Below are 22,580 nucleotides of genomic sequence, written 5' to 3'. Positions count from 1 at the left end.
TAAGGAAGATCGCATGTCAGACTCTAATTCAATCTCTAATAATGCCCCAGAGCAGCCCTACAATCACGCCAATGAGCAACCTACTACTGCACGTCCTCTAGTAGAAGTAAACAACCCCTATGCCAGTTTGCGGGGCACTAGTGGTAATAAACAGCTACCAGCCTTTGATGAAGCTTTAGTGAATAAGTACAACCGTTCGGGTCCTCGTTATACTTCTTATCCGACCGCGCTAGAGTTTGCGCCGATACCAGATGGAATCGAAGCACAGATCCTAGAAAATCGTGAAGCACGTGCGCCGCTATCGCTATATTTTCATATTCCTTTTTGTCGTCATCTTTGCTATTACTGCGCTTGTAATAAAATCATTAGCAAAAAGAACAGCGACTCAGGGGATTATTTACAATACCTTATAAGCGAGATAAAACATAAACGTCGCTTGTTGGCCAACCCCAAGAACGGTGACAAACCCTTAGTTAAGCAGCTACATTTAGGCGGTGGGACTCCGACTTTTTTAGGTGATGAAGAGCTAGTACAGCTGTGGCAATTTTTGCAGACTCAGTTTGAATTTTTACCTGAAAGCGAAGGTGATTATTCAATTGAGATAGATCCACGAGAGCTTGGTGAGCAGACCTTACAAACCTTGCGAGGTCTTGGTTTCAACCGTATTAGTCTCGGCGTACAAGATTTAGATGAAGCGGTGCAGATTGCAGTGAATCGAGTTCATTCAGCAGAGATGATTGCTAATATCTTAGCCGAAGCACGAGTATTAGGTTTTCATTCTATTAACATTGATTTAATTTACGGTTTACCGCATCAGACGCCAGCGACATTAGACAAAACGGTACAACGTATTATTGAGATGTCACCAGATCGCCTATCGGTATTTAACTATGCTCATCTGCCCGAACGCTTTAAAGCGCAGCGACAGATCAAGGATGAAGACTTACCAAGTGCAAGCGCTAAAATCGATATGCTTGGTAATACTATCGATACTCTAACTGGTGCCGGTTATCAGTTTATTGGTATTGATCACTTTGCTAAGCCTGACGACGAGTTAGCAGTAGCCCAGCGCGAAGGTAAACTGCATCGTAACTTCCAAGGCTACACTATCATGGGTGACTGTGACTTATTAGGCTTTGGGGTGTCGGCAATCAGCCAGATTACTAATGCCAATAGCCGTTATATCTTACAGAACCATACTGATTTACAGGTTTATCAAGACACTATTGAGAGGGCGGTTAATGAAAACCCTAACGTCTTGCCAGCAGTTAAATATATCAAAACCTCAGTCAAAGATCGTCTGCGCGAATATGTGATTATGAATCTACTCTGTCATGACTATATCGACTTTAGAGACGTCAATCAGAAGTTCGGTATCGATGCCATTACTTACTTTATCGATGAGATTCAACAGTTAGGCGAGATGCAAGCAGACAAGCTAGTAGATATGGATGCTGCTGGTATTCGTATTAGGCCTAAAGGCCGTCTGTTAGCTCGTAACGTGGCCATGGTATTTGATGAATATCTTGAGAAAAAACATAAAAATCGCTTTTCTAAAGTTATTTAAAACAGCTTACCAACAATAAAAAACACCTCTTAATTAGAGGTGTTTTTTTAGCTAACAATTAACTCAAAAGAAGCTAAGATTGGTTGGTTGATTAGTTGGTTAACCCTATTGACTAGGCATTACTAAGTACAAGCGATTTATATCTTCTATAGTCTTGTCTTTATCTAGATATTTTTGTTCAATGATAGAAGCTAAATTCTCTAGGGTGGCAGTACTAGTATCGGCATCCGTTATAGAGAAGTCGTCATCGTTCAATAAGCCTAGCGAGCCATCCTGACGCAGCCATAAACCCTCAAGCTTGTCGTGTGGATAGTCTACAGCGGCGATCACATCAACTACCATAATTTTGCTAACGGGATTAATATCCATATCTGCAAGAACTTGCCAGTTGTTATCATCGAAGGCTAAGAAATGCTCTAAGCTTTGATTATTAATCATTAACCCTAAGTTTTGATCTTGATTAACGCTGTATTTATTACTAGTCACAGCGCTGGTAATGCTTTCTATGTCAGTCGCTGGCGAGAGGTCTATTTTATAAATATACTTTTGCGCTTTGGCTGTTTGTAATGGCATCTTACGATCATGTTCAATCACATAAAACTCAGTACTACTTAAGGCTACAATGCCAGAGTTAACGTGCTTAGCAGTATTTAGGCGATATAAATACTGGGCAATCTGGCCCGTAACTAAGTTAATAGTTAGGATACGAGTCAAGTCTGAATCGCCACCTACTTTATCAGGATTATCCAGCGCTGACTCCATAACACCGACTAAAGTTGTTTGATCTGGGGTGATGGTTAAACTCTCCATGCCACGATTAGCACGGCGATTGCTAAGTTCAGACGGTAGTAATAAGGGTTTACCATCGATTAGCACATTATTACGTTTATCATTAGCGAAAGGATTGATACGGGCAAGCTCTACTCCCTCAGCACTATAATGCAATAGATTCGGGCCATACTCATCACTAACCCAAAAACTGCCATCGGTTAAAGCCGCTAGTCCTTCGGGATCTAAGCCGTTGATGTCAGTTCTAATAGGGTTGCTAAGCTCATCAAATGGTAGCTCAGGATTGACAACCATCAGCTGACCTTTGACATCGTAAGGAATTTCGTTAGTGCCGCCAAGTGACTTTGGATTGGGTAAACCACTGATAAGATTACCATTAGTATCTTTGAGCAAAATCTCTGTTATTTTTATGATTTGGCCGTCAGCTTGCAGCTCAAACAATCCAATACGTGGGGTATAGTCTGGCAATAAAAACAACTTACCAGTACCGGCGCTACCCTCAAAGTCGGCATTAGGTCCACGATCAGTGAGTACATAGAATTGATTAGCGTTGGTAGGATGGGCAACAGCGTCAGAGCCAAAACCCCCATTACGAATTTCTAACTTTTTATCGGGATAAGCAGCATTGCTGTATTGATTATTTAATACACTGTAGGGCAACGGCGTGCCCTGAAAAAAATCATTGACGCTAAGTATTTCACTATTTTTATTAGTTTTATTAGTTTTTTCCATGGCAAAAACTCCTCGATATTTTTATTTTCAATGGATAAAGAATAGTATTAACAAAGCGGACAGTTATCATACCTTATTAGCAACAAGGTTATAGATTAGCTGATGTTAATAGGTAGCTACTAACTATCAGGCATCAGCTTATAAAAAAATAAACGGCTAGTAAATTACTAGCCGTTTATTTGCTCTAATGAGCTTAAAACATTCATTGTTAAACTTTTAGTTTGTCGCCTACCATACCTTTAACTGTACTCAAGATGTCAGCAGGTAGTACTACCATTTTAGAGTTATCAGATTCTGCTAACTGGCGAATGGCTTTAATATACTGCTCACCAAGCAAGTAGACAATTGGCATCTCCTCTTTACCCATAGCACCAGTAATCAGGCGAATAGACTCCTCTGATCCTTTTGCGAGTACCACTTGCGCTTCTGCATCACGACGCGAGGCTTCTAGGCGACCATCCGCTTCTAAGATAGCGGCTTGTTTTTGACCATCAGCACGAGTCACTGTCGCACGACGTTGACGCTCAGCAGCGGCTTGCTCTTCCATAGCCATCTGCATAGTTTGTGATGGATTAATATCCTGAATCTCGACCGTCTTTAGGGTGATACCCCAGTCAGCAATATCTTCTGAGATAGCGTGCTTAAGCTTAGCTTTGATCTCATCGCGGCTGGATAAAGCACTGTCCAAATCCATCTCACCTATAATAGATCGTAGTGAGGTTTGTACTAGATTGCGAATACCATATTCGTAGTCTTCGATGCCGTAGACCGCTTTGTCTGGTCGCACAATACTAATATAAGCGACTGCGTTAGCGATGATAACCACGTTATCGCGGGTGATTACTTCTTGTGAAGGAATATCAAGCACGATATCTTTGGTAGTGATTTTATAAGCAACAGTATCGATGAAAGGAATAATCAGAGTCAAACCCGGCTCTAACGTTTGCTGATATTTACCAAGACGCTGGACAATCCATTTATAACCTTGAGGAACAATACGCACCCCCTTATATACAGTCAACGCAATCAGGGCTATTAGTACCAACATAACAATACTAACGCCATTAAGATTGCTTAAGATGCTATTCATAATACTCTCCTTGAGACATTGCCGATAATAATGCAGCAAGGTCGTATGTGTTTGCGCTTATCATTTTTAGATAACAGATCTTTGAACGAATTATTTTGCGATAACTTATTTGCGATAAATTATTGGCTATCTACCTTATTAGTTATCTAACTAAGAACCGGTCAAGAAGTGCCTCTTATTGAGACAAATTGAGCAGCAACTTAAGCGCATTACTTATTTGTAAACTTCTTTTCGAGGCGCACGCTGTCTAGATTAGGCTTGCTAAGATTCAATCGGTTAATTCTAATGTCGCTAGTTACCGGACGGCTTTCAATAGCGAGACTGATATCAGGTTGCAGAACATTAGAAACCGCAATACGTTTAGTTAGAGCCACAATAAGCTCATTACCAACGATGTCGGTAACCACTACTCTATCGCCTACTTCAACCACCTCACCTTGAGTACGGCAAGACCACTCATCAGCTCCGACAATCGGTACACTAAAACGTACTATTCCCAAAGCTGTGCCTTGAGGCTTAAGCACGATCATACCGGTTTCGCCAATAATGATGCTACCACCGAGTCCAGCTTTCGTGCGGTCTACTGACAAAGGTTTAATATACTTGACCCAAGCGAACATAAACAGGACTGATAGAGTCAACCAAATAAGAACTTGGAACAGTATAGGCACTGGCAATAGCCAAGCTAGAGCTGCGACAATAATAGCCGCAGCTCCGAACCAAAGGCTAGCAAAAGTAGGGATAAATATTTCAGCAATCAACAGTAGAAAACCTAGTACCAGCCAATGCCAAGGCTCGATCATGTAGATAGTTTCAATCATTGTTGTCTCCTCCCTCTTTATGGTTCCATACTTTAATGTAACACAGTTCAACTATTAATATTGTCTTAAAAATCAGTATTATACTATTAGTTATTATTTAAAGTGCAGCACCAAACAAAATTTTATAATACATATTAGAGACACAAAAAAACGACCAACTTAGTGGTCGTTTTTTTATTTTATATCTTTATACTTTGATCATTGAATGCTGCTAAATTAGAACTTTAGATGGGCACCAACAGTCATTAGATTAGCATCGCTACCTAGGATGTCGTATTCTGCTTCAACACCAAAACTTGGGTTTACAGCATAGCCAAGACCAATACCACCAGCTAAGCTAGTTTCGCTATCTGAGTAAGTATTAGTTTTGATATCAGTAGCACCAACACGAGTAGTGTAGTCACCTTCTACTTTAGTTTTTGCAACACCTAGCTTACCTTTGGCATAGATACCGGTATCAGCGAAAGCATAGCGGTAAGTACCGTAAGCGCCGTAAGTTTTGGCATTAATATCACCACCTCTATAGTCAGCATCACTTGAACCAACATATTCAGCTTCTACACCGAAATTAGGATCGAAGTTATAACCACCATATACACCATAAGCAGTAGGCTTATCAGCGTTATCAACATCTAGATCAAACTGACCGACTTTAACACCGACGTATGGCTGACCAGTATAACCATTACCATAAGAGATAGCAGCTTGAGCGCCTACGCTAACTAATGAGCCAGCTACTAGAGCCAATAGAGTCTTTTGTAAAGTTTTCATTGTGTTCTCCTTTAAGGTGTATTTTGACAAACAAGTTATCTATTTATATTAAGGTTATCTAAACAACTTCTAACACTACTGATAAAAGCAGTAATAACCATATCGCCTTGTTTGCTTACGATAGGGTTATATTAACAAAATATTTATTTCAATCTGTCTGTGTTTAGCAGTCCGAGAGTTAAGTTTTGCAAGTGTTTGTCCTATACTTAGTTACAAAACTTGATATATGAAATTTTTTGTTACAAGTAGGCGATTTGTGCAATACTTTCTACTTACTAAAGCGATAACTAATGCCATAAAGTTGAAATAAATTACAGGAATAAATAAATATGACAAGTTCTATAGTGGAGCAGTTGCAACAATCCTTAACGACCTTAAAGTCTCAACAGCAATACCGCGATTTGTCAAATCTAGAGCACCAAGGTTCGTGTGTCATTATCAAGGGTAAAAAACTACTTAATATCGCTAGTAATGATTATCTTGGCTTAGGCTCTGATTCTGAGCTACAGACTGAGTTTCTTAGCCAAATAGCCCAGTTACCCGTGACACAAGTACCTAGAATGAGTGCCACTTCTTCACGGCTTCTCACCGGTAACGATACCCAGCTACAAGCACTAGAGTATGAATTGCAGCAGTGGTATCAAGCGGCAGTAAGCAAAGACGACATATCGAAATCGGTATTAGTGTTCAACAGTGGTTACCATGCCAATATTGGTATCTTACCAGCCTTAACTACATTGCCAGTTAATACCCTTATTCTAGCTGACAAACTGGTACATGCGAGCATTATTGATGGCCTACGTTTGAGCCAAAGTAAGCTGGTCACTTATCGTCGTTACCGACACAACGATTATGAGCATTTGGCTAAATTTATTGAGCAAGCAGACCCAAACGTTGAGCGCATTATTATTGTTACTGAGAGTATTTTCAGTATGGATGGTGACCGCGCTGACTTACCTAAGTTAGTGGAATTGAAAGCTAAGGACTCTCGCATAGAGCTGTATATCGATGAGGCCCATGCCATCGGCATTCTAGGTAACACAGGCTTGGGACTGGCAGAGGAGACTGATACTCTAACTGATATAGATTATTTAGTCGGTACCTTTGGTAAAGCTTTTGCCTCGGTTGGGGCTTATATAATGTGCAATGATGTCGCTAGACAATGGCTGATTAACCATATGCGGCCATTGATTTTTAGCACAGCATTGCCGCCAATAAATCACGCTTGGACACGATTTATTTTAGCAAAAATGTCAAAACTAACGGCTCAACGCACGCATTTGGCTCAATTATCGATAACGATTAGCCAAGCTATTGAGCAACAGCATAGAGTGTCACCAACGGTTGAAAAGGTCATTTATCAATCCCCTATTATACCTTATATATTGGGTGATAATGCTCGGACTATTGCCAAAGCTCAACAATTACAAGGAGCTGGCTTTTATGCATTGCCTATCAGACCACCTACTGTTCCTGCAAATAGTGCTCGTATACGTTTGGTTATGAATGCTAGGCTGACAAATGAGGACTGCCAACTGCTCATACAACAATTATAGTTTTAGATGCTAGTCATGCTATCAAGCCACAATCAGCTTATTTGGATGCAACAAATATTATGAAAACCCTCGCTCCACCTTATAATTTCAGTAGTAGAAAGCAAACCATCGCTCGCCATTTTGCCAGTGCGAACCACTATGACCAGCATGCCAATATTCAGCAGCAAGTATGTCAATACTTACTAAACAATATTGTTGATACTGAGCAACACAGTGTGTTAGAAATCGGTGCAGGGACGGGTCAGATGACCCGCCTGATAGCAGCGCATATTCAAAGTCAGCACTGGTTTATCAATGAGTTGTGCGCTGAACAAGCCGCTACCTTGCAATCAATTTTGGCCACTGCCAAGATAGCAATTGGTGATGCTGAGACTATGGATCTTCAGGGAAATCATAGCCTGATAATCAGCGCCAATACTGTGCAATGGTTTGATAATCCATTGAGCTTTATACGACAATCTGCGCTGCGCCTACAAGCTAAAGGCCAATTAATTTTTAACACTTTTACTGCAAATAACTTTTCACAAATCAAAGCCTTAACCGGTCAAGGATTACAGTATCCAGAGATTGACCAATGGCAATTAGCATTAGCGGATGCTGGTTTTGAAAATATTGAATTAACTATTCAACGCTTTGATTTACCCTTTGCCAATCCTTACGCCGTATTAAAACATATGCAATTAACCGGCGTATCGACCAATCGCACACAAGCACAAGCAAATGACAATCAGGGCTTTACTTGGACAAAAACCCGTTTGCAACAATTTGAGCGGGATTATTGGCAGCAGTTCTGCAATAAAGATCAACAAGGTAATCCTTGTGTTATTTTGACTTACGAAGTACTAATACTGAGCGCCTTTAAGGCTTAGAAAAATCTTATCTTATGCTGATGAGAGGCATAAAAAAACGCACCTCGAAAGGTGCGTTTTTATTTTATACAGATCAATAGCTTCTATAAAAACTTAAACTTTAGAAGACTACTTCTTATCTTCTTCTACTTCTGTAAATTCAGCATCAACTACATCATCATTAGTCTGATTGTTATCAGCTGCTGAATCTGCGCCTTGTTGGAACTGACTTGGATCCATACCTTCACTACCTGCGCCAGCATCAGCGTAAATCTTCTGGCTGACTGGTAAGAAAGCGTTGTCTAATGCTTCAAGTTTAGACTTGATGTCATCATGATCATCTTCTTTAGCAGCCATTTCAAGCTCAGAGATCGCAGTTTCTACTGATGATTTTTCTTCTGCAGTAACTTTATCTTCAGCATCTTTTAGTGCTTTTTGTACTGCATGGATACGACCATCAGCTTCGTTGCGAACTTGTGCTAAGTTAGCGAACTTTTCATCTTCTGCAGCGTTCGCTTCTGCATCACGCACCATTTGTTCGACTTCTTCGTCCGACAAACCAGAATCCGCTTTGATTTGGATACTTTGTGCTTTACCAGTACCTTTATCAGTAGCTGAAATATTCATAATACCATCAGCGTTGATATCGAAGCTTACTTCGATTTGTGGCAAGCCACGTGGTGCTGGTGGAATGTCCGTCAAGTCGAAACGACCAAGCTGTTTATTCTGGTTAGCGATTTTACGCTCACCTTGATAAACCTGAATCGTTACTGCTGGCTGGTTGTCTTCTGCCGTTGAGAATACTTGTGATTTCTTAGTAGGAATCATAGTGTTTTTCTCAATGATTGGCGTCAATACCCCACCCATTGTTTCGATACCAAGTGTCAAAGGCGTCACGTCAAGTAGCAAGACGTCTGTTTTTTCGCCAGACAATACTGCACCTTGGATTGCTGCACCTGCGGCTACCGCTTCATCAGGGTTAACATCTTTACGTGGCTCTTGACCAAAGAAGTCTTGGACTTGTTTTTGCACTAATGGCATACGAGTCTGGCCACCTACTAAGATCACATCATCGATTTCAGAGGTTTTTAGACCAGCATCATCGATAGCGATTTTACAAGGACCCATAGTACGCTGTACCAAGGCTTCCGTTAAGCTCTCAAGCTTCGAGCGGCTAACGGTAACTACCAAATGCTTAGGACCATTGCTATCAGCAGTGATATAAGGCAAGTTTACTTCAGTGCTTTGAGCACTTGATAACTCAATTTTAGCTTTTTCGGCAGCTTCTTTTAGACGCTGCATCGCTAGAGAGTCACCTTTTAGGTTGACGTCTTGGTCTTTTTTGAACTCTGCAACTAAATATTCGATCAATGCTGAGTCAAAATCTTCACCACCAAGGAAAGTATCACCATTGGTTGCTAATACTTCGAACTGTTGCTCGCCATCAACATCAGCAATCTCGATGATTGATACGTCAAAAGTACCACCACCTAAGTCATAAACTGCGATAGTGCGATCACCTTGTTTTTTGTCCATACCATAAGCAAGCGCAGCAGCAGTCGGCTCGTTAATGATACGCTTAACGTCTAGACCAGCGATTTTACCAGCATCTTTAGTGGCTTGACGCTGTGAGTCATTGAAGTAAGCAGGTACCGTAATAACGGCTTCTGTAACGCTCTCACCAAGATAGTCTTCGGCTGTCTTTTTCATCTTTTTCAAGATTTCAGCAGAAACTTGTGGTGGCGCTAGTTTTTTACCGTTGATTTCGACCCAAGCATCACCGTTGTCTGCTTTAGCGATTTTGTAAGGTACCATCCCAATATCTTTTTGCACGACTTTGTCATCAAAACGACGACCAATGAGGCGCTTAATGGCAAACAAAGTATTGTTCGGGTTAGTAACTGCTTGACGCTTAGCTGACTGACCTACTAAAGTTTCATCATCTTTATAAGCGACGATTGAAGGAGTAGTACGAGTACCTTCAGCATTTTCAATAATCTTAACTGAGTCACCTTCTAATACAGCGACACATGAGTTAGTAGTACCTAAATCTATACCTATTACTTTACCCATCGTTAATTACTCCTAATTAGTTTTAGTATGTTAATATTTTATTAATAACTCTATTATGAATGCGCTTATCAGCTGATTGGTTAAGCTGCTAAGCGGTTACTTGTTGCTTTATATCGGTTTGAGTGTAAGTTTTTTCAAGTCACTAACAGTACAATAATTTGCTTTTGTGTGAAGTTTTGTCAATACCCTTACCTTTGATAAGGGTTATCCACTCACAGAAGTACAGTAGCCTTGACTAAAACTATTGACCGACTTGCACCATAGCTGGGCGTAATAGACGACCGTTTAAGCTATAGCCTTTTTGTAGTACTACGCCTACTGTGTCTGCAGCAGCTTGTGGATCAATACCAACCGCTTCATGAAGATCAGCGTTAAACTTTTCGCCAGCCGGGTCAACCACTTCGACACCATTTTTGTTTAATACGCTTATAAGCGCTTTATGAGTAAGCTTGATACCTTCGCTAACAGCGTCATCATCATTAACGTTTTCAATAGCACGCTCTAAGTTATCAACCACTTCTAATAACTCTTTGGCAAATTTCTGCAAAGCAAACTTTCTGCTCTTATCGGCTTCTTGCTCCATACGTTTTTGCGCATTATAAGTCTCAGCATTAGCGCGAGCGGTACTCTCTTTAGACTTTTTGACTTCACTTTCCAGCTCGGCAATACGTGCCTGAAAGGCTTCAAGGCTAATGTCATTATCGATAGTTTGATTATCGCCTTCATTAACCTCAGGGTTAAATTCTTCAATCGTCTCTTCTAACACACTACCTTCACGTTCGATATTGCTTTGTGCTGCTTTTGGATCTTTAGTATCGAATTCATGGTTTGGGGTTTGTTCGCTCATGATAACTCCTTGTGATTTGAATAATTGAGTGCAAATAGTTAATTTTTAAAACAGATAAAACAGAACTTTCAGATGCAGATACTTGTACGCTCACAAGTGTTATTTAGCTATTTATTTGGCTAGCTATTTTTTAACAACGCTAGCATCATCAGTCCTTTGATTGTAAATACCTTCCGATAGCTGCTTGATAAAGGTGATGGTCATCAATTTCAAGCCTAAAGTGGAGGAATTTTTCTAATTAATGATAGATATCCACTAATATAGTAATAAAAGCGGTAAAAACACTAACAAGCAGAGCTTTATAGTCGGTGGCTAGAGTGACTGCTAAGGTTGGCAACTAGCCGTTATATTAGTAACTAATAGGCCTTGTATAAGCTGTCTGTTATTAGCAATAGAGCTATACTCAAAAGTATTATTAGAATTTTTTAACCTGATAATTTTATTGATGCCAACTATACTTTTACTAAATGACACTTAATATTTTTGTAGATTGTCTTATTATATTTTGGCATACAGCAATCAGAGATTTATATCAGTCTATAGCCATCATCAACTCTATTGGCAATTAATGATAGCTATAGTCAATGATATTTATAATCAACGCTTTGGCCAGCTATAAACATGACCGTTAAAAGATTATCAGGAAGGAATGTTATGTCAGTTTTACCTACGAGCTCAGTCTCACTATGCAAGGTATTCAATAGGACCGCTAGCAGTTTTAACCCTGCAGTTCTGGGTCGTACTGCTAATGAGCAGCTAAAAGACAGCAGCGCTGATACGATTATCTCTATCAAAAAGCGCTCTGTGACTAATGCTATGGCTAGCAAAGTACTCAGTTATAAACCTATTGCCCAGTATAAGCAGCATACCTTACACTATGTGCTAAAAACCATAGGCTATGTTCCTGCTCCTTTTTTAGAAGGCTTTGTGAGTTATTTACAAGGCCCAACCTCCAAGCAATATCTGCATGCTAATGCGCACTTACGCTTGATACTCGCAGTCAATGCTAAGCTCAAAACTCCATTACAGCTTGCAGCATTAGGCGGTCTACGCCAAAGGTTTGCCGCTGATGCGGTTGCGATGCAAACACCAAAAGTATGGCGGCAATATCGTGCTAATAAGCGGCTGGCTATCGAGCCTATTATTAAACGTAGCGCTGCTACTGTTAGTTGGCAAGATAAGCTTATTGCTAATGCTGACGAAGGTAGAGATACGGGCAGTGATCAAGGCACTATGAAGGTTCGCTGCTACCAAGCGTGCGCAAAGGAAAGCAACCACGCCAATCCTGATGAAATAGTCATGCTATTTATGCATGGTGGTGGATTCTGTATTGGTGATATCGACACTCATCATGAGTTCTGCCATGCTATCTGTGCAAAAACGGGCTGGGCCGTAGTCAGCGTTGATTATCGTTTAGCTCCTGAACATCCTGCGCCAACTGCTCTCAGAGACTGTATCGCTGCTTACGCTTGGCTAACTGAGCACTGTCATACGCTCGGAGCTCGACCTGCACGTATTGTGTTGGCCGGTGACAGTGCTGGTGGTTGTCTGGCCTCTTTGCTAGCCCAACAAATAGCTGCACCAACGGCCAGCTCATGGCAAGATCTAGGCTTATCCGGTCAAAGTACTTACCAGTTACTACAGCACTTGCCGCAGCCTATGGCGCAAATGCCAATGTATCCAGTGACAGATATCGAAACCGACTATCCAAGCTGGGCGTTATACGGTGAGGGCTTACTATTGGATCATGCTGATATTGCGGTATTCGATGTCGCTTACTTGCAGCACAGTTCGCTCACTCGCGAGCATCCTCTGATCTCTCCGATGACTAGTGACAACCGACAAGTCTGCCCAACTTATATTGTAGCCGCTGAGCTGGATGTCCTACGTGACCAAGCTTTTGCGTATGCTGAGCAACTAAAAAGTCATGGCGTGGCAGTTGAGACTCATACTGTGCTTGGTGCACCGCATGGATTTCTGCATTTTATGAGCGTACATCAAGGGCTTGAGCAACAGACTGACTATATTATCCAACAGTTTGCCCGCTTCGTCTATCAAGTGCTGAGTATGCACAAAGCACAGGCGGCTTAGTAGCATTGTGATTGCTAGTTTTAAAAAAGTCATAAAGTGCTACCAGCATCCGTTTTATTCTTTAACTGGACCAATAAAGGTGAGTTTATGTCTATTTTACCGTTACCATCGCTGAATGCTGTAGTGACTAAGAGCATGAAGACTGTAGCTGCTAGTCGGACTGTTTATCAGCATAGATTACACTATTTATTTAAAGGCTTAGGTCAGCTGCCAGCACCAGTAGTCAAGCAGCTCAATCAGCGTTTAAACGCTGTTACTGCTGAGCAATATCCACATGCTGATGATCATTTACGCTTAATTATGGCAGTGAATAATCAGCTTAAAAAGCCGCTAAGCGTAGATAAACTGCTTAAACTACGTAAGAAATTCGCGACTGATGTGGTGTCTATACAAGCGCCTAAGGTTTGGCGACAGGCCAGTGCTAATATTGATACTGACCTGACTACTGCTGGCAAAAATACTGAGGTTAACTGGCAAGATCAAGTTATCGCTAATGGCGATGGTGGCGATATGGCCATTCGCTGCTATCAAAACCCTCGGCACCAACTAACGGCTGCAAGCAGTAACCTTAACGACCCTAATAAAAATGTGGTGATGCTGTTTTTTCATGGTGGTGGGTTTTGTATTGGTGATATCAACACTCATCACGAGTTTTGTCATGCTGTCTGTAGCCAAACTGGCTGGGCAGTAGTTAGCGTCGATTATCGACTAGCCCCAGAGCATCGGGCACCAACGGCACTTAAAGACTGTATGGCAGCTTATGCTTGGGTGGCTGAGAATTCCCAAACCTTGGGAGCTTCATCATCACGTATCGTGCTAGCAGGCGATAGTGCTGGTGGCTGCCTAGCGATATTAGTGGCCCAGCAAGTGACTACTCCAACGCCAGCACTCTGGCTAGAGCTTAGTGAAGATAAAGACTCTACGGGTGCTCCTATACCAACCTTTATAAAAAACATCAGTAACTTACCGCTACCATTGGCGCAGCTACCTTTATATCCGGTGACTGACTATGGGTCTAATCATCCAAGCTGGACGCTTTATGGCCAAGGATTATTGCTGGATAATGATGAAGCTGAAGCCTTTAATACTGCTTACATCAAACAGAGTGCTTTACCGCAAGGACATCCTTTGGTTTCAGTGATGAATGGTGACAATAGCAATATCTGTCCAAGCTATATCGTCGCTGCTGAATTAGATATCTTGCGCGATGAGGCACTAGCTTACGCTGAACGCTTGCAAAATAACGGTACTCAAGTAGAGACTTATACTGTGCTAGGGGCGCCGCATGGTTTTATTAACTTAATAGGGGTGCACAAAGGTCTTAACACTGAGACTAGCCATATCATCAGCGAGTTTGCTAAATTTGTGCGCAAGTTACTGACCACTGAGGCTAATTAACCAAATCTCAGAACGTGAGCCTAAGCGAAATGGGATACCCCAAAAGCCATAGCCAGAGGAGACTACAAAGTGTCCTTTGCCAATGGCTTCATAACCATAGCCCAAACGATTGATCGAGCTGACAATGAAGTTGGCAGGGAATATCTGCCCATTATGGGTATGCCCTGACAGCTGCAAATCAATAGGCAACAGGCTATGTTCAATAATATCGCTCGGTCTATGATCCAATAGGATAACCGGCTCTTCAGTATTCACTTGCGCCAACAACTCTGTCGTTGCCACACGCTGACGTTTGTGATTATCAAAGCGCCCTACTAGCCACACTGGCTGACCTTTATAATCGAGGCGTAGCACTTCATCGTTTAACAACTGTACGCCAGCGTTGCGTAGCGACTCAGTGATCGGTTTCTCATGACCATATAGATCATGATTGCCTAACGTCGCATAGACCCCATAAGGCAGGCTAGCACACAATCTAGCTAAGTTAGCTGCCATATTATAGTCACTAAATGCCTGAGTATTATCGTCCATAATATCGCCTGGCATTAGCAACATATCAGCTTGTGACTGAGTGATTAGACGCTGTAATCTATCGATAGCCTTGTTACCAAACAGACGACCCAAATGTAAATCACTAGCTACTGCGATACGTAGCGGCTTCAATAAAGGTTTATTGATAGTTACGGTAAGATGACGTACTTTCGGTATATAAGCGCTATATAGAGCGTAAACGAACAAGCCTATAAACACTAGCAAAGCTACGCCACGTAGACCTAGTGCTACGGTAATAGCAGGCATAGCGAAGATAGTAGCACTATCAAACATGGTCATAGCTAGCCAGCCAACGCCATATATCAAACTGATAATCGCAGCAGTGAGCACCATAAAATGCATCACCAGCATCCAGCCACTGACCCAGCGATAACTGTTTTTTAGCAGCTTGCTAACGCTTAATAATAACAAGCCATTACTTATTAAGAACACTACTATCGTTGCCATTGTCTGCGATGTCGGCTTAGTCCACGGTGCAATCCACCACTGTAAAGTTAGCGCTGCGCCTAGACTAAACAGCTCTAATAATAAAATAATGACAATAAAAAATACGTAGCGCATGCGCTTTCCTGTAATAGATTTATCACTAATATAATAGTAGCAACGGCACACAAAAACGACTTAATCTCGTGCAGTTATCGTTGTCAAAGCGCAGCTCGCCTTAATAGTCATACTCTAGTAGCGAGATAAAGGGTTATACTCTTTATAAGGATAATAATAGTTACCAAGAATAGCGGTAACGATCTTTTGGAGTCTGCTGAGGTTATAGGATTGGCTTTGGCGAACCTTTGCTTTGCTTGAGCAAAACTGGAGGTTATTGTGATGCAAACACTATATCAAACAACTATTACTGATAGAGAAAGCGCGGATAAGTTGGTGGCTAATACTATCACCCTAACAGGGGTGCGCTGGGTCGATGTCAATATTACCCAAGGTTCTGTTATGGTCACTCATGATGATGACTACGATGAGGCTAGCTTTAAGGCGCTTGCTGGTATATAAACAAGCGTTATAGCACTATAAAAATAACGGCTATAGCTTAAACATTAGCTCTAATAGCTTACTGCCATAACTGACTGCTGTTTATAACATCCATTTTATCAAAAATCTTATCCACCTCGTAGACCGCCGCTATTTAGTTGCTGATTGCTCAGTGACTGACTGCAAGGTAATTACCCATATCTCAGAGCGCGTACCTAATCGAAAAGGGACCGCACCAAACCCATAACCTGAAGTTACTAAAAATTGGGTGTTGCCTATCTGCTTAGCCCCCTGTATCAATGGATAAAGCCATTGCATCAGCGTGGTTAAAGGAAATATTTGCCCACCATGAGTATGGCCTGATAAGTGTACATCTATGGGGGCCTGCTTTAACTCATCCATAGATTCAAGACTGTGTTCCAAAAATATCACTGGCTTATCGGTATCCACTTGCGCAACTAAATCTTTTGCTGATATGCGCGGTGCTGGGTCAGTAACGTCCGAGCGCCCAATTAGCCAGACCGAATCCTCTAGCAGTACGTTTTCATTATCTAATACCTTTATTCCCGCCTTTTCAACTGCTGTGGTAATGGCTAGTTGGTTACCTGAATAATCATGATTGCCTAATACTGCATAAACCCCAAGCGGTGCCTGCAATTTAGACAACTGCTCTTGCATGTTATTTTTATCATAATAAAAGGTGCTGTCATTCATGATATCACCGGCTATCACTACTACATCAGGCTGCTGTGTATCGACGACACTTACCAGTTTATCTAACTGACGATTGCCAAACCATCTACCTAAATGAGTATCAGATATCAGTACCATATTTAAGGGCTTTTTCATCCGCTTAGCAGTCGTCACTGTCAAATGCTTGACTACTGGTACATAAGCATTAAATACTGATAGTCCTACAATACCTACATAAACGCTAGCTGCCAATATTCGTAATAACTTAGGACGACTAGGCTGCTTTAACAACTTAATGTAAGTGACTCCAATAACGGCTGTTATTATTGCGGCATAAACCATAAAACCTTGCAAGATACTAATAACCAAATAGATATGAAAACGTTCACGCCAAAACTCAGTAAGCCCATAGAACAGTGCTAGGTTATTAATAGCAAATACTATAGTGATCAATGCTAAGTTTTTAGCAGGGTTGTTAGGCTTTATCAGCCACCATAAAAGGGCACTAGTGATTAGCGCTAGCAGCTGAGTTGCGATGATAAAGAGCCACATAATAAAGGTCTGATTGATTAATGTAAGGTCATCTTATGATAGATTTCTGCAAAGCTCTATAAGCTGGCTAGGTTCCATAAAAATTCCATGGTTGTACCTTACGTTTCACATGAAACATGTAAGCATTACTACTTATTAATACCCTTTAATGTTTCACATGAAACGTTAGTCAGTAATATTGGCATAGCTTGTTTAGCGCTGCTCTGCTAATGCCTTCTCAAGACTTGGTTGTTTAAACTCATAACCAGCATTCAGTAATGCTTGTGGCAGCACCTTTTGTCCATCAATCAGTAAAGTCGACATCTCACCGAACATCAGCTTTAACAAGGGGGTGGGTAAAGTAAAAATGGTTGGGCGATGTAGCCATGAACCAACAGCCTTAGTAAAAGTATGGTTAGTCACGGGATTAGGAGCGGTTAGGTTATAAACTACGGCTGGTGTAGTATTATTAATAGAAGAATTCGCGGGTTTTATATTATTATCATTAGGAACCGTACTCTGTGCTGACAGCGCTTTGGACTTATCCGATAAGTGTTGCTCAATAATAAAAATAGCGGCCCCTACCCAGTCATCACGGCTAATCCAGCTCATAATCTGCTGACCATCACCCAACTGTCCGCCTACTCCGAACTTGAAGGGTAGCAACAACTTGCCAAGCATACCGCCTGCAGGATGGATGACCACGCCAGTGCGTAATATAGCCACTGGTACATTGTACTCAGAAGCCTTCAGCGCTAACTGCTCCCACTCCTGGCATAAGCGATGGGCAAAGTCAGTCTTAGAGTCACTACTTTCTGTCAGAGGTTTGTCCCCTTGTACACCGTACCAGCCAATAGCTGAACCACTAACTAGTAGCTTGGGCTTATTAGCTGTGCGAGCGATAAAAGCTAGTAGCGACTCTGTTGGTTTTACTCGACTGGCAACTAATGCTTGCTTACGATCATCACTCCAGCGCGAGTCAGCAATACCTGCTCCAGCAAGGTTTACTATCACCTCATAGCTATGGTCGGTTTTAGCCAATTCATCATAGCTAATCATCTGGATATTATCAGGATGTGCCTGATTACTATCACGAGTCAGCCAAGTAATATTGACTTCGCTTCCAGCTTGACGATAGCGTTCAATCATCTCTTTACTCAATGCACTACCTAAAAATCCTGAGCCACCACTAATTAAAATATTCATGAGCTTATCCTTATAATTTCGGCTAAAATCGGCTGGTATAGTGCTATTAAACTTGTTGTATGTCTTTCTAATTATCCTGTTCTCTTTTACTGACTTTGTCAAAATTGGTTGTACAGGCTTTTGGTAAGGCAAAAGCACTAGCAATGACCCAATTGCTGCTAACGAAGAGACTTATAATCAAGTTAGTGAATAGCCCTATCAGTAGGAAGCTTTAAAGTATTAGCATCATTCTATAGTCCGTTCATTGTAAAAACGATATAGCGAGATTGAGATCAGTTTTTTGTAGCCTCTGTCGGTATAGTCACGGCAAGCTAGAAAAACTCATCACCCTCTCGTGCTATAAAGTGATGCATCTATGTTATTTAATATCGACTATATCCTATTATCAAGCAGATCGGTTATTAACGAATTACTTGTCCAGTTAAGGCATCACTGATTTGGCTTGGTAGCTGATATCCTAAGGTAGGCCCTGATAAATATCTCATCTGCTTAGACGCACTGCGCTGTTTATCAATAGCTTCTATATCAACACTTAATTCATCAGTGCTTTGTTTATCAGTGCTTTGTTTATCAGGGCTTTGTTTATTAGGGCTTTGTTTATCAATACTGAAGAAGTAACGGCGAGCTTCCTCTAGGGACAATGCTGGGGGCTGCCCCGATGGGTTGCAACTAGTGGAGACAATGAAACCATAAGGGTTATCTGCGCTAACCATTTGACTGCAAAGCTGTTGAATAAGGGGATGAGCTATGACCCGCACGGCAACGCTGTTATGTGCCCCAGTAATCCAATACGGGATAGGTACACTCAACTCAGTAGATAGCGGTAATAGCCAAGTTTGCGCTTGCTGATTAGCCATCATCTGCCAGCTATCAATAATAGACTGGCGTTGCGCACTAGTAAGGGTATTAAGTAATGGCGCAATACGGTCGATATGGTCAGTGACTACGATCATACCTTTGTCTATGGGCCGCTGTTTGATGCCCAATAACTGCTTTACAGCTGACTGATTAAAAGGGTCGCAGCCAATGCCCCAAACGCTTTCGGTAGGATATGCCAAAAGCTTACCAGAGTTTAACCATTGAGCCGCTTTGTTTGGGCTACTAGTAACTATGTGCTCTACTGCCGACACAGGCTCTGCTGAAAAATCATCTGTTTTCATAAGATATAAAGATAAAAAGGACAGATAGGAATAATAACGCTTTGAGGCCTTAATAAGATAGTGAATGACTGACTTTTTAGGTCAGTTTTTTATTTTTATTATAAGCGTGAATATCGGCCACCTTGTTCGCTAATAGTTCCTAGCAATTCAAGCTCCATCAACTTACTGATCAATTGCGCGGTATCCAGCTTAGTAGTCACTAATAGCGCCTCTAAATCTTGTCCATGCCAATCCAGCTGTTCATAGACTACGGTCAAATGCTCAGGAATTATCACCTTAGTTTTGATAGTAATATCAGCATCGAATGCTGATTGAACTGGCGAGTTAGTTAAGCTTGACGGCAGGCTTTCGTCTTTAGCAGAGCGCTTATTGAGTCGAGACGTAGTGCTTATTACAGGTTTAGTTGCCTCTGTTTTAGCATAACCTACTGGCGAGTTAAGCTGCGCATTGACATCCTCTAGCACTTGCTCAGGATGATAAATCAAAGTAGCGCCTTCTCGAATCAAATGTAGACAGCCCTCAGCGTTAGTATTATCAATATGACTAGGAATAGCGAACACTTGCTTGCCTTGTTCTGAGGTCAGTCTGGCAGTAATTAGTGAGCCACTTTTAATAGCCGCCTCAGTAACGATAGTGGCCAAACTAAGTCCAGCCACTAAACGATTGCGACGAGGAAAGGTATGCTTGTGCGGTAGTGTACCTGGAAGTAGCTCACTGATAAGACAGCCACCTTGCTCAATTATTTGAGCGAATAGCTGCTGATGTTGACTGGGATAACAGACGTCAATACCAGTCCCCATCACACCGATGGTACGCCCATGATAGCTAGTTTCAGCTTGAGCTAGTGCTCCTAGATGAGCACATTTATCTACCCCCACTGCTAAACCACTAGTGATCACATAACCCACCCCAGCTAAATATTGCGCCATATCAAAGGTAGTTTTTTGGGCATGGGCAGTAGGTTTACGGCTACCTACCATAGCAATCTGCGCTTGCTGCAAGCGCGCGCTGTTACCCCGACAGAACAATAGTGGGGGTGGATCATAGATTTGTAATAGTTGGGTCGGGTACTGGGGCTGATCGGCAAATATCAATTGATACTCACCAGCTTCTAGCGCCGCTGTAACAGTATTTATACTAGTAATAGTCTGCTCAGTCTGCTGGTGACGTTTCAGATGAGTATGATGAAGACCTAGCTCACGCCAAGCACTCAGCTTAGCTGTCCAGGCTTGTTGCATACTAGCAAAACTACTGACTAGTTTATAATAAGCAGATAGTGAGCCATTCACTTCATACCATAGTGCCAACGAGGCACGCTGCTCTTCTGATAGTATAAGCTTAGATGCCGTCATAGTAGTCTGGCTCTTAGTTTGTTTTATAGCATTTTAGACGTTAGTAAATTACTGAAATAATGCCTTATTAAAATAACCCTTGTAAATGGGGCGGTGGTAGTAACTGATCACCTACATCTAATGGTAGATCTGAGCTTAGAACATAAGCATAGCTGATATCAGTGAAGCTATCAAATACCATGACCATTCCACTAGGTTCGCTGGGCAAGCGTACTGGATTGTCATTATCGATAGTGTCACGTACTAACGGACCTTTTTGATAAACGGTTAATACATCGCCTAGCTTTGCGCCTTGCCTAGTCCCTAAATTAATCGCTACTACACTGCCACGGGCGGCGGAACTAATTGAATCCATTACTCGCACTATGGTACCGCCACGGCTGACTGTCGCAGGCTCAGGATAGAACACTGGCGCAATATTATTATTTAGCTCAACGAAGACTCTGTCACCTTCACGTACTTCTTTACCGTAACTAGCATTCAAATGCAAACTAGATACTCCCTCAGGAGTAGAGCTAGTGACTCGTCCTGTCGCTACTTGGGTAACCTCTAAGCCGATAACTGTTTTAGTCTTTGGATCAACATACCGTTCACCTTGGCGATATACCCCGTAATTCTGACCAACAATAAGCGCTACCCCTTTAGCATAGACCTTATCACCGCTAGCCGTAATCAAGTTGCGGTTCTTAGAAGCTAAGATATAGGGGGTGGTATTGAAGTCTTTAGGATTTACTATAGTGGTTTTATCTAACCAATGCTGGATAGCTGAGCGTGGAATAGCAGGGATGCTGTTGACTGTCGATGTTACCGTTACTGGTCTAGCAAGCAAACCACCATTCAACTGCTTTTCTATCCCTGCACAACCCTCGCCAGTATCAACCCCAAGCAAGGTCTTACCTTGAATGACGCATAAGATAAGTACATCGTTAGGATAAATAAGATTAGGATTTTTTATTTGGGTATTGGTTGCCCAAATATCTTTCCAGCGCCATGGACTATCTAAATAGCGGCCTGAGATATCCCACAAAGTATCGCCTTTTTTGACGATATAGCGATTAGGAGCATCAGCCTTGATAGTGGGTGGCGGATTATTAGCATGAGCAGTAGGTAGCCATAATGCACTACTAAAGGCAGTCATCAACAGTGCTTTCACTAAAACCTTTAAGCTCATTTTTATTATATCCATATGAATTAAGGTATGCGTCGATGTAATCAGCGCCTTTTATAGTAGCCTCTTACAGTGCTTTTTCAGCTTTAATAATCGCTAATCAATAGTTGCTGGTTTATGACAATACAGTAAGCTATCCGTACCTTAGCACAATATCAATTATATTTTTACTGATTAATGTCGATTAAAATGAATCAATAGAACTATGTTTCACGTGGAACTTAATATTACATCTTGGCAAAATAGCCGATAATGGTTGCTCATACAACTCTGTACACTGTTTGGCTAACTCCTCAATAGCTATAGGCTTCTCTTATTTGATAGATTATTGTTTATTATTAAACGACTAACGGC

General features: G+C 41.6%; 17 protein-coding genes and 1 pseudogene. 6 read left to right on the top strand and 12 right to left on the bottom strand.

Going from position 1 to position 22,580, the window contains the following annotated elements:
* Positions 1–13: 13 nt before the first annotated feature.
* Positions 14–1,567: an oxygen-independent coproporphyrinogen III oxidase gene (gene hemN / locus KPY62_RS08650; RefSeq protein WP_216581639.1), complete on the top strand. Its 1,554-nt coding sequence runs from the start codon at positions 14–16 to the stop codon at positions 1,565–1,567.
* Positions 1,568–1,672: 105 nt separating this feature from the next.
* Here hemN and KPY62_RS08645 read toward each other — a convergent pair whose 3' ends face one another.
* The 4 genes and pseudogenes from KPY62_RS08645 to KPY62_RS08630 all read right to left on the bottom strand — a co-directional run bounded on the left by KPY62_RS08645 (position 1,673) and on the right by KPY62_RS08630 (position 5,770).
* Positions 1,673–3,088: an esterase-like activity of phytase family protein gene (locus tag KPY62_RS08645; RefSeq protein WP_216581638.1), complete on the bottom strand. Its 1,416-nt coding sequence runs from the start codon at positions 3,086–3,088 to the stop codon at positions 1,673–1,675.
* A 208-nt stretch (positions 3,089–3,296) separates the two neighbouring features.
* Positions 3,297–4,136, bottom strand: a complete 840-nt coding sequence (locus KPY62_RS08640; protein ID WP_373416609.1) for an SPFH domain-containing protein — start codon at positions 4,134–4,136, stop codon at positions 3,297–3,299.
* A 410-nt stretch (positions 4,137–4,546) separates the two neighbouring features.
* Positions 4,547–4,999 (bottom strand): annotated as a pseudogene (locus tag KPY62_RS08635) (NfeD family protein); the annotation flags it as partial.
* Between the two features lie 216 nt (positions 5,000–5,215).
* Positions 5,216–5,770, bottom strand: a complete 555-nt coding sequence (locus tag KPY62_RS08630; protein WP_216581636.1) for a porin family protein — start codon at positions 5,768–5,770, stop codon at positions 5,216–5,218.
* Positions 5,771–6,099: 329 nt separating this feature from the next.
* Here KPY62_RS08630 and KPY62_RS08625 point away from each other — a divergent pair, with 329 nt between their 5' ends.
* Both KPY62_RS08625 and KPY62_RS08620 read left to right on the top strand, forming a co-directional pair.
* Entirely contained in the window at positions 6,100–7,326 is a 1,227-nt protein-coding gene (locus KPY62_RS08625; protein WP_216581635.1) for an 8-amino-7-oxononanoate synthase, read from the top strand.
* Between the two features lie 59 nt (positions 7,327–7,385).
* Positions 7,386–8,195: a methyltransferase domain-containing protein gene (locus tag KPY62_RS08620; RefSeq protein WP_216581634.1), complete on the top strand. Its 810-nt coding sequence runs from the start codon at positions 7,386–7,388 to the stop codon at positions 8,193–8,195.
* A gap of 108 nt (positions 8,196–8,303) precedes the next feature.
* Here KPY62_RS08620 and dnaK read toward each other — a convergent pair whose 3' ends face one another.
* Both dnaK and grpE read right to left on the bottom strand, forming a co-directional pair.
* Positions 8,304–10,247, bottom strand: a complete 1,944-nt coding sequence (gene dnaK, locus KPY62_RS08615) for a molecular chaperone DnaK (RefSeq protein WP_216581633.1) — start codon at positions 10,245–10,247, stop codon at positions 8,304–8,306.
* Positions 10,248–10,488: 241 nt separating this feature from the next.
* Positions 10,489–11,094: a nucleotide exchange factor GrpE gene (grpE, locus tag KPY62_RS08610; protein ID WP_216581632.1), complete on the bottom strand. Its 606-nt coding sequence runs from the start codon at positions 11,092–11,094 to the stop codon at positions 10,489–10,491.
* Positions 11,095–11,748: 654 nt separating this feature from the next.
* On the opposite strand from grpE, the gene KPY62_RS08605 reads away from it, so the two are divergent.
* Both KPY62_RS08605 and KPY62_RS08600 read left to right on the top strand, forming a co-directional pair.
* The gene (locus tag KPY62_RS08605; protein ID WP_216581631.1) at positions 11,749–13,185 is read left to right on the top strand and encodes an alpha/beta hydrolase; all 1,437 of its coding nucleotides are present in this window, start codon (positions 11,749–11,751) and stop codon (positions 13,183–13,185) included.
* An 87-nt stretch (positions 13,186–13,272) separates the two neighbouring features.
* The gene (locus KPY62_RS08600; protein WP_216581630.1) at positions 13,273–14,583 is read left to right on the top strand and encodes an alpha/beta hydrolase; all 1,311 of its coding nucleotides are present in this window, start codon (positions 13,273–13,275) and stop codon (positions 14,581–14,583) included.
* On the opposite strand, the gene KPY62_RS08595 is transcribed toward KPY62_RS08600, so the two are convergent.
* On the bottom strand, positions 14,560–15,696 hold the full coding sequence (locus KPY62_RS08595; protein WP_216581629.1) for a metallophosphoesterase: 1,137 nt from the start codon (positions 15,694–15,696) through the stop codon (positions 14,560–14,562). The genes KPY62_RS08600 and KPY62_RS08595 overlap by 24 nt on opposite strands.
* A gap of 261 nt (positions 15,697–15,957) precedes the next feature.
* Here KPY62_RS08595 and KPY62_RS08590 point away from each other — a divergent pair, with 261 nt between their 5' ends.
* A complete protein-coding gene (locus KPY62_RS08590) occupies positions 15,958–16,137 on the top strand; it encodes a hypothetical protein (RefSeq protein WP_216581628.1) in 180 nt (59 codons plus the stop codon).
* A 129-nt stretch (positions 16,138–16,266) separates the two neighbouring features.
* Here KPY62_RS08590 and KPY62_RS08585 read toward each other — a convergent pair whose 3' ends face one another.
* From KPY62_RS08585 to KPY62_RS08565, 5 genes are all read right to left on the bottom strand, one after another.
* Positions 16,267–17,361 carry a metallophosphoesterase gene (locus KPY62_RS08585; RefSeq protein WP_216581627.1) on the bottom strand — a complete coding sequence of 365 codons (1,095 nt, stop codon included), beginning with the start codon at positions 17,359–17,361 and terminating at the stop codon, positions 16,267–16,269.
* A gap of 192 nt (positions 17,362–17,553) precedes the next feature.
* On the bottom strand, positions 17,554–18,546 hold the full coding sequence (locus tag KPY62_RS08580; protein ID WP_216581626.1) for a TIGR01777 family oxidoreductase: 993 nt from the start codon (positions 18,544–18,546) through the stop codon (positions 17,554–17,556).
* Between the two features lie 401 nt (positions 18,547–18,947).
* The gene (locus KPY62_RS08575) at positions 18,948–19,706 is read right to left on the bottom strand and encodes an L-threonylcarbamoyladenylate synthase (protein ID WP_216581625.1); all 759 of its coding nucleotides are present in this window, start codon (positions 19,704–19,706) and stop codon (positions 18,948–18,950) included.
* 98 nt (positions 19,707–19,804) lie between these two features.
* The gene (gene dprA, locus KPY62_RS08570) at positions 19,805–21,058 is read right to left on the bottom strand and encodes a DNA-processing protein DprA (RefSeq protein ID WP_216581624.1); all 1,254 of its coding nucleotides are present in this window, start codon (positions 21,056–21,058) and stop codon (positions 19,805–19,807) included.
* A gap of 67 nt (positions 21,059–21,125) precedes the next feature.
* Positions 21,126–22,235 carry a LysM peptidoglycan-binding domain-containing protein gene (locus KPY62_RS08565; protein WP_416384062.1) on the bottom strand — a complete coding sequence of 370 codons (1,110 nt, stop codon included), beginning with the start codon at positions 22,233–22,235 and terminating at the stop codon, positions 21,126–21,128.
* Positions 22,236–22,580: the final 345 nt, after the last annotated feature.

Source organism: Psychrobacter sp. TAE2020, from assembly GCF_018919485.1.
Taxonomy (GTDB): domain Bacteria; phylum Pseudomonadota; class Gammaproteobacteria; order Pseudomonadales; family Moraxellaceae; genus Psychrobacter.
This window is presented reverse-complemented; position numbering and strand designations above follow the sequence as displayed.